We start from the raw sequence: 13,918 nt of genomic DNA on the forward strand, positions 1-13,918 counted from the left end.
ATTTACCAGTATTTTTCTGATTATTTCCATTATTTATTATATTATAATATAATAAATTCGATAGAAGTTTGGAATGGAATATTGGTTTTTATTTTTTTATCATTTGAAATAGTACATCATATTGGTATGATAGAAACAGAGATATATGGAAAGGAGACAAGGACTCGATATGTGGATGAACTTGTAATGATTAGAAATTGGATAGATGAATTTTTCTCTCATAAGTGAGGGTTTATTTAGCTATTTGTAAATCATGCAAGGACTGCATAGTTGGCTTGTACATCCCTTTTGTAAGGACAGAGGTCTAGGTGGGGAAATTTATATCTCTTATATAAAATATGCGTCCTTTAAACTTGGAGGAGTATATGATGAAACAATTAAAAAATAAAGTAGCAGTTGTTACAGGCGTAAGTCGTCTAGACGGTATAGGAGCAGCGATTTGTAAAGAATTAGCTGAAGCAGGATACGATATATTTTTTACGTATTGGACGGATTATGATAAAGAGATGCCTTGGGGCGTTGATAAAAATGAACAAATACAATTAAAAGAAGAGCTATTACAAAAAGGTGTTAGAGTATTGAGCATGGAGTTAGATTTAACTCGGAATGATGCACCGAAAGAGCTTTTAAATAAAGTTACTGAACAATTAGGGTACCCTCATATATTAATTAATAATGCAGCATATTCTACGAATAATGATTTCTCTACGTTGACTGCTGAAGAATTAGATAAGCATTATATGGTTAATATTCGTGCGACTACATTGCTCAGTAGTCAATTTGCCCGAGGATTTGATAAGAAATCTGGTGGTAGAATTGTTAATATTACTTCGGGGCAATTTCAAGGTCCTATGGCAGGAGAACTAGCTTATGCGACAACGAAGGGAGCTATTGATGCTCTTACTAGTACGTTGTCAGTAGAGGTAGCTCATTTAGGAATAACAGTGAATGCAATTAATCCAGGACCAACCGATACAGGATGGATGACTGAAGAGATAAAACAAGGGTTAAAGCCGATGTTTCCTTTTGGCAGAATTGGTGAGCCAAAGGATGCAGCTAGACTCATTAAATTTTTAGTAAGTGAAGAAGCTGAGTGGATTACGGGGCAAGTTATTCATTCAGAAGGTGGATTTAAAAGGTAAAGTGAAACTTTAATCAGTGGGGGGTTCATCACCCACTGATTATTAGTTGAACCAATCGGGATTTTACTGTCCGTTAATGCGGGATAAAAAGAAGGTATCTCCCCCTGGGGAGATACCTTCTTTTTTAATCTTTCTTCAGTCTTCGTGCAACACCATTACCTAAAGACTGTAATCCTTGAACGAGGATAATTAGAATAAAGACGGTTGCATACATTACTTCAGGTTCGTAGCGTAAATGTCCGAAGCGGTATGCTAAATCCCCTAGCCCGCCAGCACCTACAAGGCCAGCCATTGCTGTTGCGCCAATTAAGCCAATTGTTGCAATTGTTAATCCCAGTACAAGGGAGGGACGAGCTTCTTTCACCATAACGTGCCAAATGATTTTTATAGTAGAAATGCCCATCGCTTGGTAGGCTTCAATGACACCGCGATCTACTTCTAGTAAAGCTGTCTCCATTAAACGTGCGATATAAGGAGCTGTGAAGACGACAAGAGGTACGATAACACCTTGTACGCCAATGGATGTTCCCATTAGAAACTTTGTAAAAGGTAAGATGAAGAATAATAGAATGATAAATGGAAGAGAGCGAATGATATTAATAATTGTATTAAGAATAGGATAGATGATTTTATTTTCACGCTGCCCACCAGGTCTCGTTAAAACAAGTGTGACGCCAAGTGGCAGTGCAATAAGGATTGAGATGAGTAATGAAATAGATGTCATTTGAAAGGTTTGAATTGTGGCTTCCCATATGACTTTACCCCATTCATCCAAAAAGGACTTGTTTCCCATAATCTGTTCTACCTCCTTCTACAATGATTCCTTGCTCTTGTAAAAATGATAAAGCACGGTGGATTTCATTTTGTTCTCCTTGCATATGAACGACTAGTTTCCCATATGCTTCATGTTTTAACTGCGTAATATTACCGGATAAAATATTCGGATACACTTGGAAACGTTTTGTGGCAACAGCTAAGGCAGGTTCACCTGAAGTAGTGCCAATAAATGAAAGTGTTACAATTTCTCCAGTATTCTGTAGTTCTTTCTGTACCTCTTCTGGAATTTTAGCTGCAAAGGCGCTATTTACAAATTTCTTCGTTGTTACATGTTGTGGGTTTGTGAAAATATCTTTCACAGTCCCGCTTTCGACTACAGATCCATGTTCCATAACGGCAACGCGGTCGCATATACGTTGGATAACGTTCATTTCGTGTGTAATGAGTAAAATCGTAATTCCAATTTCTTCGTTAATCTTTAATAACAAATCAAGAATAGAATCAGTTGTTTCTGGATCTAAAGCACTCGTTGCTTCGTCACTTAATAACACTTCAGGCTCATGTGATAGTGCACGTGCAATTGCAACGCGCTGTTTTTGACCGCCAGAAAGTTCACTTGGATAAGCATCTTTTCGATTGAAAAGATCGACAATGCGTAAATATTTTTCTACCCTTTTTTTAATTTCCACTTTTGGAATACCAGCAAGGCGTAAAGGTAATGCAATGTTTTCATAGATGCTAACAGTTTTAAGTAAATTGAATCCTTGAAAGATCATTCCGATTTTTTGTCTCGCTTTTGCTAGTTCTTTTGTCGATAACGTTGTTAAGTCTTGTTCGTTTACAATGATATTTCCTGTCGTTGGTTTTTCTAATAAATTTACACATCGAATCAATGTGCTTTTACCAGCGCCGCTATACCCAATGATTCCAAATACCTCGCCTTTTTCTACTTTAAGGGAAGTAGACTTAAGAGCCTCAACAGTCCCTTTTTTTGTTGAAAATACTTTGGATATGTTTTTTAATTCAATCATTATCGTCAGCTCCTACCAAGATGGTAAAACTGAACCATCAAATTTTTTCTCGATAAACTCTTTTACTTCTTTAGATTGATAAGCTTTCTTTAATTTATTTACAACGGCATCATCTTTATTTTCAGTACGAACAACGACCCAGTTCACATATGGTGAATCTTTTCCTTCGCGGAAAATAGAATCTTTCGCCGGACTTAATTTTGCACCTAATGCAAAGTTTGTGTTAATTGCAGCTGCGTTCACTTCACTTAGTTGCGTTGGTAATTGAGATGCCTCTAATTCGACAATCTTTAATTTTTTTGGATTTTCAATTACATCTTTTGCAGTCGCTTTTTCTGTAGCCTTTGGATCAACTTTTAAAACCCCTGCTTTTTCAAATAATTTTAAAGCTCGCAGTTCATTCGTTGGGTCATTTGGTACAGCAATTGCATCGCCCTCTTTTAAGTCTTTTACATCTTTTATATCTTTAGAATATACGCCCATAGGGAATGTTACTGTTGAAAATACTTCAGCTAATTTCATATTGCGTTCAGCTTTAAATACATCTAAATACGATTTCGTTTGGTAGCTATTTACATCAAGGCTTTTTTCATCTAAAGATACGTTTGGCGCTACATAATCATTAAATACTTTTATGTCAATTTCCAGACCATCTTTTGCTGCAACTTCTTTTACCTTTTCAAAAATTTGTTCATGTGGTCCACCTGTTACACCGACAGTAATCTTTTTCTCGTCTAATGCTTTTACCTCTTTATCTGAACTCGCGCTACATGCGCCTAATAATAATACTGCTCCGCTTACAATGCTTAATAATACCTTTTTCATCTATAAATCCCCCTTCATATACGTTCCAAAATAAAAAGCACCTCCCAAAAAATAAGAGAGGTGCCGAATAGACGAAATAGATTCCTCTCTTATCTTCCAAAACGAAAACTCGTTTTGCAGGAATTAGCACCTTAGCTTATACGTCATAAGCTCGGTTGCCGGGCATCATCGGGCCAGTCCCTCCGCCACTCTTGATAAGAGTATGTGTATGTAGTTTTGAATATGGTACTAATAGTAAATCTTACAAAAAGAATTGTCAATGATATTTTCAGAATATATTTTATTTTAAGGTAATCGAAACATTTCCTTTCTTATGGCCCATTTCTACATACGTATGGGCTTCTACAACTTCTTCTAATCGGTAAGTTCTATCAATAACAGGTTTTAGCTTTTCTGTTTCAGCTAGTTGTTTTAGTAGGTTCATATCTTCTTTACTGACTTTTGCCATCATTCCGTTCACAGATACATATTTTCCATTAGACATTAATGCATCTGTACAAAGAGACTTTTTATATTTTCCAACTGCGTCAAATATAATATCGTAGTGATCGCCCCGCTTAGTAAAATCTTCTTTCATATAATCAATTACGTTGTCTGCCCCTAAAGCTGTTACTAAATCGAAATTCGAACTACTACAAATGGCTGTGACAGTCGCCCCGAAGTATTTCGCAAGTTGTACGGCAGCTGTCCCTACTGACCCAGAGGCGCCGTATATAAGTACTCGTTGCCCTTTTTTTATCTGTCCTTTTCTAAGGAAGTGCAATGCTGAAGTTCCGCCAAAAGGAATAACGGCAGCTTCTTCATATGTCACATTGGTAGGTTTTAATGCTATTAATCCACTTTCATGCACGCATGTGTATTCCGCATAACCACCAAGGTTTAGTTCTGTTAATGCAAAAACTGGATCTCCTTTTTTAAATTGTGTTACATCTGATCCAATGTCTTCGATTTCACCGGATAACTCTACGCCAAGTATAGGTTTTCTCGGTTTTCTGAAACCTAATATGATCCGCATAGGAATCCAAAATAAGAGGGGGCTATTAAAGCCACGTATTCTACAATCTCCAGTCGATACACTTGTTGCGTGAATTTTAACTAATACTTCATTTTTCTTAGGTTTAGGCTTTTCTATATTTTGAAGCTGGAGAACATTAGGTGGTCCATACTTTGTGCAAATAATAGCTTTCATAATGACCTCCTGAAATGAGTTGTTATTATTTACATCATATTTAAACTTTTTCTCAAACATGTTGCTATATAGGAAATAAATTTAAAGAAGAATATTACGAATTATATAGATTTCATAGGAAAAGAGATGATATTATTTTTGGGAAGGAGGGGACGTTATGAAAAAATTTATTTTAATTTCAAGTTTAGTACTTGCAGTCGGTCTAGGAGTAGGGTGTAGTAATGAGAAAACAAAAAAGACTGATGAGCCGAAAAAAGAAGCTGTGCAGAAAGAAAAGGAATTAACAGCGAAGGATGTTTTCAATAAAGCGAATGAAGCTTTTAAAAACGAAGAAAATGTAACGATGACATATGATGTGGGAATAAAGGCTGAAGGAACAGAGATGAATGTAATAAAGGCCAAAATGCAATTAGAGCCGAAGCAAAAAAATTCTCGTTCTGAAATGAATGTTTCTGGTACAGAGGTTGTTGTTTATGATGTGGGTGGCAAAATTGCTGGTCAGTTGAAAAATCCTAATACGGGTGAAGTGATGTCTGTACCAGAGGAACAATTAAATGCTAACGGAATGAATGCAACTCAAGGAATGGTAGATAATTTAGAGATTCCATCGGAAATTTTAAATAAAGTGAAGATGGAGAAAAGTGGAGATAATTATAAGCTGAAGTTTGTATTAAAAGGGCAAGAGACAGATAGTATGTTAGCTAGTATGGATGAAAAGCAGAAACAAATGCTACAAGGCCAAAATGCAAAGATAGAAGAAATAGATGGAGAATATATTATTACAAAAGATTTTAAATATGAATCAGCAAAGATAGATATGGTTATGAGTAGCAATGGTGAGGATAAAGCGCACATTATTACGGATGCGAAGTTTACATCGTATGATAAATTTGATCCAATACAATTGCCAGCAGCAAAGTAATCACTGTCAAGAGAGGTACCTGAAAGAACGGGTATCTCTTTTTGTTGATAATAAGGAGAGTGTCCTTTGAAAAAAAGAAAGATAGTAGTGGTCATTGTCGCATATACGGTTTTGCTTGCAACGTCTGTACATACGTATAAAAAACAAATTGATCATCCTATTATGAGTGATGTAGGTAAATTGCTTCCGACAAAAATAAAACGTGTTGAAAGTGCTACGGAAGAGCACTCGTTAATAAAATTAGTGCGAGATGCAAAAGTTTCAGGAGAGAAAATTTCCATTGCAGGCATGCAACATAGCCAAGGAGGACAGACATATTATCCGAATGGCACGATGCTCGATATGAAAGGATATAATAAAATATTAGAATTCGATCCAGAGAAGAAGCGTATTACAGTTCAAAGTGGTGTCACGTGGAATGATATTCAGAAGAAAATAAATCCATATGGCCTTGCGGTACAGGTCATGCAGTCTCAAAATATTTTTACTGTTGGTGGTTCATTAAGTGTAAATGTACATGGGCGTGATATTCGTCATGAGGCACTAATTGATACAGTAGATTCATTTAGATTGTTAATGGCAGATGGCACGGTACGTAATGTAAGTAGAGAAGAAAATGCAGAGTTATTTCCATATGTCATTGGGGGTTACGGTTTATTTGGAGTTATTTTAGATGTGACGCTGAAGTTAACAGATGATGAATTATATGAAATGCACACGAGAATGATAGATTATAAAGAATACGCATCTTATTTCAAAGAGAAAGTGAAAAGAGATGAGAATGTTCGTATGCACTTAGCGCGTATTTCTGTTGCTCCAAATTCATTTTTAAAAGAGATGTATGTGACGGATTATACTTTGGCACAAAATCAAAATATGAGAGAAGAGTACAGTGAATTAAAGGAAGAAAATATTATAGCTGCACCTAAATTTTTACTTGGGTTATCACGTTATAGTGATTGGGGAAAGAATACATTTTGGGATATACAAAGAGGTTATTTTGAACGTACAGATGGAAAGTATGAGACGCGTAATAATGTTATGAGATCAGATAGTGCTTTTATGGAATATGAAAATCCAAATAGGACCGAAGTGTTACAAGAATACTTTGTGCCTATAGATGCTTTCACGGAGTATATAGATGATTTACGTAACGCATTAAATGAAGAAGAGTTTAATTTACTCAACATTACGATTCGTTACGTGGAAAAGAATGAAAATGCAGTTTTGTCCTATGCGAAAGATGATATGTTTGCGCTGGTTCTTTTGATTAACCAGGGACGCTCAGAGAGTGAGATAAAGAAAACAGAGGATGTCATTCGGAAGATGATTGATGTTACTTTAAAGCATAACGGTAGTTACTATTTGCCGTACTATTCTTATCCAACGAAAGAGCAGTTAAAAAGGGCATATCCTCGTATTGAAGAATTTCTCAAGAAAAAGAAGGAAGTAGATTCAGAAGAGAGATTTGTTAATTTATTTTATAGGGAGTATACGAAATGACATATAGAAGATTTGTGGCTTCGCAAAGTATTATCATGATGGCAGGAAGTATGGTATTTCCTTTTTATATATTATTACTTCGAAACGTTGGAAATAGCTTCTCGCAATTTGGCTGGGCGTATGGCTTATTTGCTTTAACATCAGCACTTGTATATCCACTAGTAGGAAAGGTATCTGATCAAGTAGGTGATAAAAAATTATTAATCATATACGCTTGGTCCATGGCAATCTTAATGCTTTGCTTTCCGATTGCCACGGAAGTATGGCATGTGTATATTCTTCAAATTGTAATGGGAGTTTTAGGTGCTGTGCAGCGTAATACTGAGAAGACTTCATTAGCACGAAAGGTTGCGCAGGAAAAGGCTGGTTATGAGATTGGAAAATACCATGTGTGGACATCCATTGGCGGAGCAGTAGCGGTTATTGCCACGGGATATTTAGTAGATTTCTTTACGATCGGTACAATTTTTTATATTGCATCTATTCTATATGTAGTGAGCGGGATTGTATTAAGTAGTAAAAAAATATAACTATTCCTATTTTCACCTTAATACCCTTTATTTGTTATACTAAAAGGGAATACAAAAGAAAAGGGGACAGTGCCTTTGATGAAATTTGTAGTTTTAGCTATTCTTACTTTGTTTTTGATTCCATGGACAAGAAGTAGTAGTAAGCTTCGAGCAGTGGATAAGAAGGGAGATAAGAAGGTTGTAAAGGGTAAGAAATCATCTATTTTAGTTATTCCTGTTTTATTTTGGATAGGTATTGCAATCTATGAATACTTTTGGCTAATTGATGATCGAGTAGATTCGATTCTTACTCATTATTCTGTTGCAGTAGCAATTTTAATTGGGCTTGTTTTATTTTCACAAGATCAAATAGGGAAATTAGAAGGTACATTAAAAGGACTTCTAATGTTTATTTTACTCGCAAGTTACGGCTACTTTGGTTATTTGCACGATATAGTAATCTCGCAAAAGAAATATGATTCTGTTGTTAAGATAGAGAAAGATATTTCAGAGCCATTTACTGAAAATGATCAGCCGTTTACAGTGCCGCCAAAGACAGCGGAGAATAAGATGAAAAAAGTATTTGGTGATATTCCGAAAGTAGCTTATTTTGAGCTAGGAGAATTAACGCCACAAATGGTAAACGGCGAAGCTTTATATGTAGCGCCGATTGAAGTTTCAGGATTTTTTAAAGCGCGTAAAGCTGAGACAATTCCAGGGTATGTAACGATGTCAGGTACGAATCCTGATGCGGAAGCGAAACTGCACCTCGGTTATAAAATGAAATATGTGCCAAGCATGTTTTTTGGTAATAATTTAGAGCGTGTGGTAAGGCAAGCAGAACCAAATTTAATCTTTAAAGGAAAACCTAAATTTGAGGTTGATGATAAAGGAAAACCATATTATACAATGACGTATGGTGAATTTATTTCAGGAAGATCTGGATTTGAGGTAGAAGGTGTTGTCGTAGTAGATGCACAAACAGGTGAAGTGAAAAGATATGATAAAGGAAAGGCACCTAAATTTGTTGATGGTGTATTAAATCATGAGACTGCATCTACGTTAAATACGTACTTTGGTAAATATATTCACGGATTTTGGAATACGAAATTCTCACAAACAGATATGAAAATTCCGACTGAGTGGGGAACGAAAGAAGGCGTGACCCCGATCTTTGGTAAAGATGGAACACTGTATTATTTTACAGACTTTACTTCTCCAAAAGAAGGAGTAGATTCAGCCCTAGGCTATTCATTAGTAGATGCACGCACAGGCAAGCTATATTACTATAATGGAAAAGAAGTAAAGGGGATTATGGATGGTTCAGCAGCTACAGAAGTAGTGGATAATTCCTTTAAGAGAGAGAAATGGCATGGGACAATGCCTGTCATTTATAACGTATACGGAAAACCAGCTTGGATTATTCCGGTTGTTGATGACGGAGGCCTAGTACGTGCACATACAGTTGTATATGCTGCTAATGCAAAAATATTTGCGACAGGTTCTTCGCAGAAAGAAGCGCTTGAGAATTATAAAAACGTAATGAGTGGTAATGGTGATACCTTTAGACCAACCTCAACAGGAAAAGAAGCGCAAAAAGAAGGTATTGTACAACGTGTATATAAAGAGAAATCAGGTGAAAATACAATCGTGTACGTACTTTTAGAGAATGAACAAAAGGTATTTATGATACCGGTGAAGAAATTCCCGTATGCTATGTTTACAGAAGTAGGAGACCCAATTCAAATTACATATTTAGATACAGGAGAGACGATGGCCTCGGTATCTAAATTTACGAATAGCAATGTGAAAAAGTAAAGCGATAGAATTTCTATCGCTTTTTTTTACATTATGAAAGAGGAAAATGCGCTGTACTTGACGTATGTTTATGATGTAACTATAATTGTTACGATTCAGTATGTATAGGAAAGGGTGAATTGAAAAAGTGAATGAAGTTAATCACGAAATATATAAACCTGTAAAGGCAAACAGGTTATGGATGATTCTTGTATTAGGAACACTTACGGCGATTGGGCCATTATCTATTGATATGTATTTGCCTTCATTACCGAAGTTAACGGATGACTTGCAAACAGGTGCATCCCTAGCGCAGCTTACATTAACAGCTTGTTTGCTTGGGCTGTCAGTAGGACAATTATTTGTTGGCTCAATTAGCGATATTTACGGAAGACGCAAACCACTTATTATTGCTCTTATTATTTATGTTGCTTCTTCTTTACTTTGTGCTGTTGCGCCATCTATTTGGACATTAGTATTATTGCGCTTCCTACAAGGAGCTTCAGGATCAGCCGGGATTGTTATATCACGTGCAATGGTACGTGATATGTACTCAGGTTCTGAAATGACGAAGTTTTTCTCACTGCTTATGTTAGTAAACGGAGCAGCACCTATTTTGGCACCGATTATTGGGGGGCAATTATTACAGTTTACAACGTGGCGCGGTGTTTTCATCGTTCTTGGAGCAATTAGCGTATTCATGTTAATCTCAGCTACTTTTGTATTGCGTGAAACATTACCTCCTGAAGAAAGAGAAACGGGTGGTTTGTCAGGGACTTTGGCGACGTACGGAAAATTGTTAAAGGACCGTCTGTTTATGGGATATGCATTGTCACAAGGATTAGTAACAGCGGCAATGTTTGCATACATTTCGGGCTCACCATTTGTGTTGCAGAACATATACGGAGCATCACCGCAGCAATTTAGTTTATTCTTTGCGATTAACGGCATCGGTATTATTATTGCTAGTCAGGTAACGGGTCGTTTAGCGGGGAAAGTGAATGAGAAGACATTATTTGTTGCTGGTATTATTATCGCAGCTGTTGGTGGCCTATCTTTACTACTGACAATCGTACTAGGAATAGGTTTAATCGGTGTTTTATGTTCGTTATTCCTTGTTGTATCAAGTGTCGGGGTTGTATCAACAACTGGGTTCTCATTAGCGATGAGAAATCAGAAGCAAGCTGCAGGAACAGCGTCAGCTTTATTAGGCTTATTACAGTTCATTTCAGGAGCGCTTGTCGCTCCGCTAGTAGGTATTGGTGGGAGTAATACAGCGTTACCGATGGGTGTTGTTATTGCGCTTTGTGAAGTAGGAGCAGTATTATGTTATCTATTTATGGCCAGAAGAAGTGAGAAGCAGTTTGAACTGCAACAAAGACAAAATTTAGAGGCTTAACAAAAAAGAACTGATTCAAAGGGAATGTTTGAATCAGTTCTTTTTTTCATTTCTTTGAAATACCTCATACATATTATTCATAATCGTATCATATAAAACAGCAAGTTTATCCCACACCCAGCGATTACTATCGACTTCTTTTTCCCCGCAGTCGATAATATCGGTATGGTCAGTAATTTTATACGCTTTTTTAACGATAATAGGAGCAATCTTCGGTATACGTGGGATTTCCTTTAAGGTATCTGCAAAGTTTCCAATGTAGACATGACCGATGATTTCGATTGTTAATGATTTATCCGATATATTTAGCACGGTATGAAATTGATTTGTATGTTGTTGTTTTAAATATTGAGCTAACTTAAATGGAGCATGCTTCTTCTTTAATACGCGGCGAAGGCTCTCTGTATTTTCGATATGAAGTGATTTTTCGCGAATAAGGACACGAATATCTTCTCCCATAAAAGGCATTGTGTTGTACATAGATGATTCTCCTTAAAACCTTACATATGTTTGCGTTATGCATATGTAAGTCTAGCATGGTTTGTTCTTTATGTGTGCTTACAGTTTTGTAAGGTGATGTAGTAAAGCATTGCAAAAGTTATTTGTATAAAGTGACGATACTGTGACAAACATGTTGGTATATATATTACGATGTCGTCTTAAGTGTAAAAAGTAGGGCGTTCTCGGTATAATAACAAGTGGAGATAAAAGAAACTATAATGAGTAATAGCTGTAGATAAAAGGAGAAGAAGAGATGAAGAAGGTTTTGGGTATTGCTGTAATGGGAAGTATGATCCTTCTAGCAGGATGTAATGGAAATAAAGATACGAAAGAACCGAAAGAAAAGGTAGAGCAATCTACTGAACAAACAGAAGAGATGAAAGAATACCTTGCAGTACATGAAAAATACGATATAAAAATGAATAAAGAAATTAATAAAGCACTGCAGTTATTTGAAGTGGCAAAAGAAAAGGGCGGTAAGGAAATAACGAATGCTACATATAAAGAAGACGTGCAAAAGGTAACAACGAGCATGTTAGAAGATATTGATCATATACGTAAAGAAATTCGTGTTCCGAAGTCGAAAGAGCAAGAACATGAGGTATATATTGGTTTCTTGAATGAATCAGAACAAGCGATGAAAAAATTACAGAAGTTAGCTAAAGAAGAAGATTCATCGTTGATTCGTGATATAGAAATTAATTTTGCAACAGCATCGACATACTATAAACGTTTTCAAGCAGAAACGAAAAAATAACCTTGCCTGTGCAGGGTTATTTTTTCTTCTTGCCATCTCCGTCTTCATCCTCAGATACTAATATTTTCTGTTCTTCGTGAAATTCGGAAATAGTTTGCCCGGTAATATTATCGAAAGGAGTATAAAAAGAAGTAATACGTTTCTTTTTAATAAAGAGTTTATAGGAGCCGATGATGACAAGTATAACGATAGTTAAGGATAATCCTATAGTAGCAAGAAGTAAGGGATCCATCTTATAACTCCTTTAACATTATTTCTTTTTATTATAAGCCTGTAATTTCGATAAATGAATTAAAAACTGATTTTTCTAAATTTATCCAATCTGATTGACTTTTCAATTTTTCAGAATTATAATTCGAAATATACAATTTGAACCAAATAATAATATAGCAATTTACTTATCCAGAGAGGTAGAGGGACTGGCCCTATGACACCTCAGCAGCGGGTTCTGTAATAGGAACACCGTGCTAATTCCAGCAAGCAAGTCTTGAAAGATAAGTGATGGGCCTTTGTTTGTTAAGCCTTGATCTTATTTTTTAAGATCAAGGCTTTTTGTATTCTAAAAAGAGAAAAGGAAGTAATGGAAAAAGTACATCCATAAAACAAAGTAAATTCATGTGTTTAGGGGGTTATTGAAGTGTATGTAATTAAAAAATTATCGGTTATGGTGTTTACACTATGGGTTATTACGACAGTGACATTTCTAATTATGCATATTATTCCGGGAGATCCATTTTCATCAGATGCAAAAATCTTTCCTGAAGAAGTGATCCAAAACATGAGAGCGAAGTATCACCTTGATGAACCGTTATGGAATCAATATGTTGCTTATTTAGACGGTGTAGTTCATTTTGATTTTGGTGAATCTGTTCAATCAACCGGGCAAGGTGTATCAGAAATTATAACAACTGGCTTTGGTCCATCAGCAATTATTGGTCTACAAGCACTTGTTATTTCATTGTTAGTAGGAATTGCGGCAGGGACATTTGCTGCTCTCTATCATGGGAGAGTAATTGACTATAGTGTGAGTTTGCTCGCAATTTTAGGTATTTCTATTCCAAGTTTTATTTTAGCGCCACTATTTATACAAGTATTCGCTATCCAATTTGAGTTTTTACCAGTAGCCTCTTGGGGAACATTCGAACATACGGTATTGCCATCTTTTGCATTAGCGTTAGGGCCAATCGCAGTTATTACAAGGTTTGTTCGTTCTAATATGATCGAAGTACTGCAGAGTGATTATATTAAGCTAGCAAAAGCAAAAGGTATACCAATTAAGAAGATTATTATAAGGCACGCTCTTCGAAATGCGATTGTTCCAGTACTTACATTTGTTGGACCGTTAATGGCTGGACTCTTAACAGGGACTTTCGTTATTGAAAAAATCTTTTCAATTCCTGGCCTAGGAAAATATTTTGTAGATAGTATTTTTAACCGAGACTATCCGGTGATTATGGGAACAACGATTTTCTATAGTGCATTATTAATTGCTTGTATTTTCATTACAGATATTATTCATCGCATTGTTGATCCGCGTATTCGTTCTATTACATAAGGAGGGGGGAT

At 36.0% G+C, this 13,918-nt stretch carries 14 protein-coding genes and 2 riboswitches; of the genes, 8 read left to right on the top strand and 6 right to left on the bottom strand.

Annotated elements, in window-relative coordinates; all coding sequences use genetic code 11:
• Positions 1–365: 365 nt before the first annotated feature.
• Entirely contained in the window at positions 366–1,142 is a 777-nt protein-coding gene (locus IBT51_RS23810; protein ID WP_200458788.1) for an SDR family oxidoreductase, read from the top strand.
• A 124-nt stretch (positions 1,143–1,266) separates the two neighbouring features.
• Here the strand turns inward: IBT51_RS23810 and IBT51_RS23815 are convergent, their stop codons facing one another.
• From IBT51_RS23815 to IBT51_RS23830, 4 genes are all read right to left on the bottom strand, one after another.
• Positions 1,267–1,935, bottom strand: a complete 669-nt coding sequence (locus tag IBT51_RS23815) for a methionine ABC transporter permease (protein WP_053565440.1) — start codon at positions 1,933–1,935, stop codon at positions 1,267–1,269.
• Positions 1,910–2,950, bottom strand: coding sequence for a methionine ABC transporter ATP-binding protein (locus IBT51_RS23820; protein WP_088022856.1), 1,041 nt, complete (start codon positions 2,948–2,950; stop codon positions 1,910–1,912). The genes IBT51_RS23815 and IBT51_RS23820 overlap by 26 nt, the downstream gene beginning before the upstream one ends.
• A 12-nt stretch (positions 2,951–2,962) precedes the next feature.
• Complete coding sequence (locus tag IBT51_RS23825; RefSeq protein WP_088022858.1) at positions 2,963–3,775, bottom strand: MetQ/NlpA family ABC transporter substrate-binding protein; 813 nt, start codon at positions 3,773–3,775, stop codon at positions 2,963–2,965.
• 86 nt (positions 3,776–3,861) lie between these two features.
• Positions 3,862–3,976: riboswitch (SAM riboswitch) on the bottom strand.
• 79 nt (positions 3,977–4,055) lie between these two features.
• A complete protein-coding gene (locus IBT51_RS23830) occupies positions 4,056–4,964 on the bottom strand; it encodes an NAD(P)-dependent alcohol dehydrogenase (protein WP_200458789.1) in 909 nt (302 codons plus the stop codon).
• 157 nt (positions 4,965–5,121) lie between these two features.
• Here IBT51_RS23830 and IBT51_RS23835 point away from each other — a divergent pair, with 157 nt between their 5' ends.
• The 5 genes from IBT51_RS23835 to IBT51_RS23855 all read left to right on the top strand — a co-directional run bounded on the left by IBT51_RS23835 (position 5,122) and on the right by IBT51_RS23855 (position 11,094).
• Positions 5,122–5,886: a hypothetical protein gene (locus IBT51_RS23835; RefSeq protein ID WP_200458790.1), complete on the top strand. Its 765-nt coding sequence runs from the start codon at positions 5,122–5,124 to the stop codon at positions 5,884–5,886.
• Positions 5,887–5,952: 66 nt separating this feature from the next.
• The gene (locus IBT51_RS23840; RefSeq protein WP_000746313.1) at positions 5,953–7,389 is read left to right on the top strand and encodes an FAD-binding oxidoreductase; all 1,437 of its coding nucleotides are present in this window, start codon (positions 5,953–5,955) and stop codon (positions 7,387–7,389) included.
• Entirely contained in the window at positions 7,386–7,919 is a 534-nt protein-coding gene (locus IBT51_RS23845) for an MFS transporter (RefSeq protein ID WP_000222367.1), read from the top strand. Before IBT51_RS23840 ends, IBT51_RS23845 begins: the two co-directional genes overlap by 4 nt.
• A gap of 78 nt (positions 7,920–7,997) precedes the next feature.
• On the top strand, positions 7,998–9,716 hold the full coding sequence (locus IBT51_RS23850; protein ID WP_025710366.1) for a DUF3981 domain-containing protein: 1,719 nt from the start codon (positions 7,998–8,000) through the stop codon (positions 9,714–9,716).
• A 118-nt stretch (positions 9,717–9,834) separates the two neighbouring features.
• A complete protein-coding gene (locus IBT51_RS23855) occupies positions 9,835–11,094 on the top strand; it encodes a multidrug effflux MFS transporter (RefSeq protein WP_223266695.1) in 1,260 nt (419 codons plus the stop codon).
• Positions 11,095–11,127: 33 nt separating this feature from the next.
• Here the strand turns inward: IBT51_RS23855 and IBT51_RS23860 are convergent, their stop codons facing one another.
• The gene (locus tag IBT51_RS23860) at positions 11,128–11,574 is read right to left on the bottom strand and encodes a hypothetical protein (RefSeq protein WP_000282869.1); all 447 of its coding nucleotides are present in this window, start codon (positions 11,572–11,574) and stop codon (positions 11,128–11,130) included.
• Positions 11,575–11,848: 274 nt separating this feature from the next.
• Between IBT51_RS23860 and IBT51_RS23865 the strand changes: the two genes are divergently transcribed.
• Complete coding sequence (locus IBT51_RS23865) at positions 11,849–12,352, top strand: hypothetical protein (RefSeq protein WP_000756522.1); 504 nt, start codon at positions 11,849–11,851, stop codon at positions 12,350–12,352.
• A gap of 16 nt (positions 12,353–12,368) precedes the next feature.
• Here IBT51_RS23865 and IBT51_RS23870 read toward each other — a convergent pair whose 3' ends face one another.
• Positions 12,369–12,584, bottom strand: a complete 216-nt coding sequence (locus tag IBT51_RS23870) for a DUF3951 domain-containing protein (RefSeq protein ID WP_064531593.1) — start codon at positions 12,582–12,584, stop codon at positions 12,369–12,371.
• A 163-nt stretch (positions 12,585–12,747) separates the two neighbouring features.
• Positions 12,748–12,853: riboswitch (SAM riboswitch) on the top strand.
• Positions 12,854–12,989: 136 nt separating this feature from the next.
• Between IBT51_RS23870 and IBT51_RS23875 the strand changes: the two genes are divergently transcribed.
• Positions 12,990–13,907 carry an ABC transporter permease gene (locus tag IBT51_RS23875; RefSeq protein WP_016083993.1) on the top strand — a complete coding sequence of 306 codons (918 nt, stop codon included), beginning with the start codon at positions 12,990–12,992 and terminating at the stop codon, positions 13,905–13,907.
• Positions 13,908–13,918: the final 11 nt, after the last annotated feature.

The organism is Bacillus sp. S71 (assembly GCF_016625265.1).
Classification (GTDB): domain Bacteria; phylum Bacillota; class Bacilli; order Bacillales; family Bacillaceae_G; genus Bacillus_A; species Bacillus_A cereus.

Excerpts from the sequence above, each read along its gene's own strand:
- IBT51_RS23810 (WP_200458788.1), top strand. The coding sequence starts at position 366 with ATGATGAAACAATTAAAAAATAAAGTAGCAGTTGTTACAGGCGTAAGT.
- IBT51_RS23815 (WP_053565440.1), bottom strand. The coding sequence starts at position 1,935 with ATGGGAAACAAGTCCTTTTTGGATGAATGGGGTAAAGTCATATGGGAA.
- IBT51_RS23820 (WP_088022856.1), bottom strand. The coding sequence starts at position 2,950 with ATGATTGAATTAAAAAACATATCCAAAGTATTTTCAACAAAAAAAGGG.
- IBT51_RS23825 (WP_088022858.1), bottom strand. The coding sequence starts at position 3,775 with ATGAAAAAGGTATTATTAAGCATTGTAAGCGGAGCAGTATTATTATTA.
- IBT51_RS23830 (WP_200458789.1), bottom strand. The coding sequence starts at position 4,964 with ATGAAAGCTATTATTTGCACAAAGTATGGACCACCTAATGTTCTCCAG.
- IBT51_RS23835 (WP_200458790.1), top strand. The coding sequence starts at position 5,122 with ATGAAAAAATTTATTTTAATTTCAAGTTTAGTACTTGCAGTCGGTCTA.
- IBT51_RS23845 (WP_000222367.1), top strand. The coding sequence starts at position 7,386 with ATGACATATAGAAGATTTGTGGCTTCGCAAAGTATTATCATGATGGCA.
- IBT51_RS23850 (WP_025710366.1), top strand. The coding sequence starts at position 7,998 with ATGAAATTTGTAGTTTTAGCTATTCTTACTTTGTTTTTGATTCCATGG.
- IBT51_RS23860 (WP_000282869.1), bottom strand. The coding sequence starts at position 11,574 with ATGTACAACACAATGCCTTTTATGGGAGAAGATATTCGTGTCCTTATT.
- IBT51_RS23865 (WP_000756522.1), top strand. The coding sequence starts at position 11,849 with ATGAAGAAGGTTTTGGGTATTGCTGTAATGGGAAGTATGATCCTTCTA.
- IBT51_RS23870 (WP_064531593.1), bottom strand. The coding sequence starts at position 12,584 with ATGGATCCCTTACTTCTTGCTACTATAGGATTATCCTTAACTATCGTT.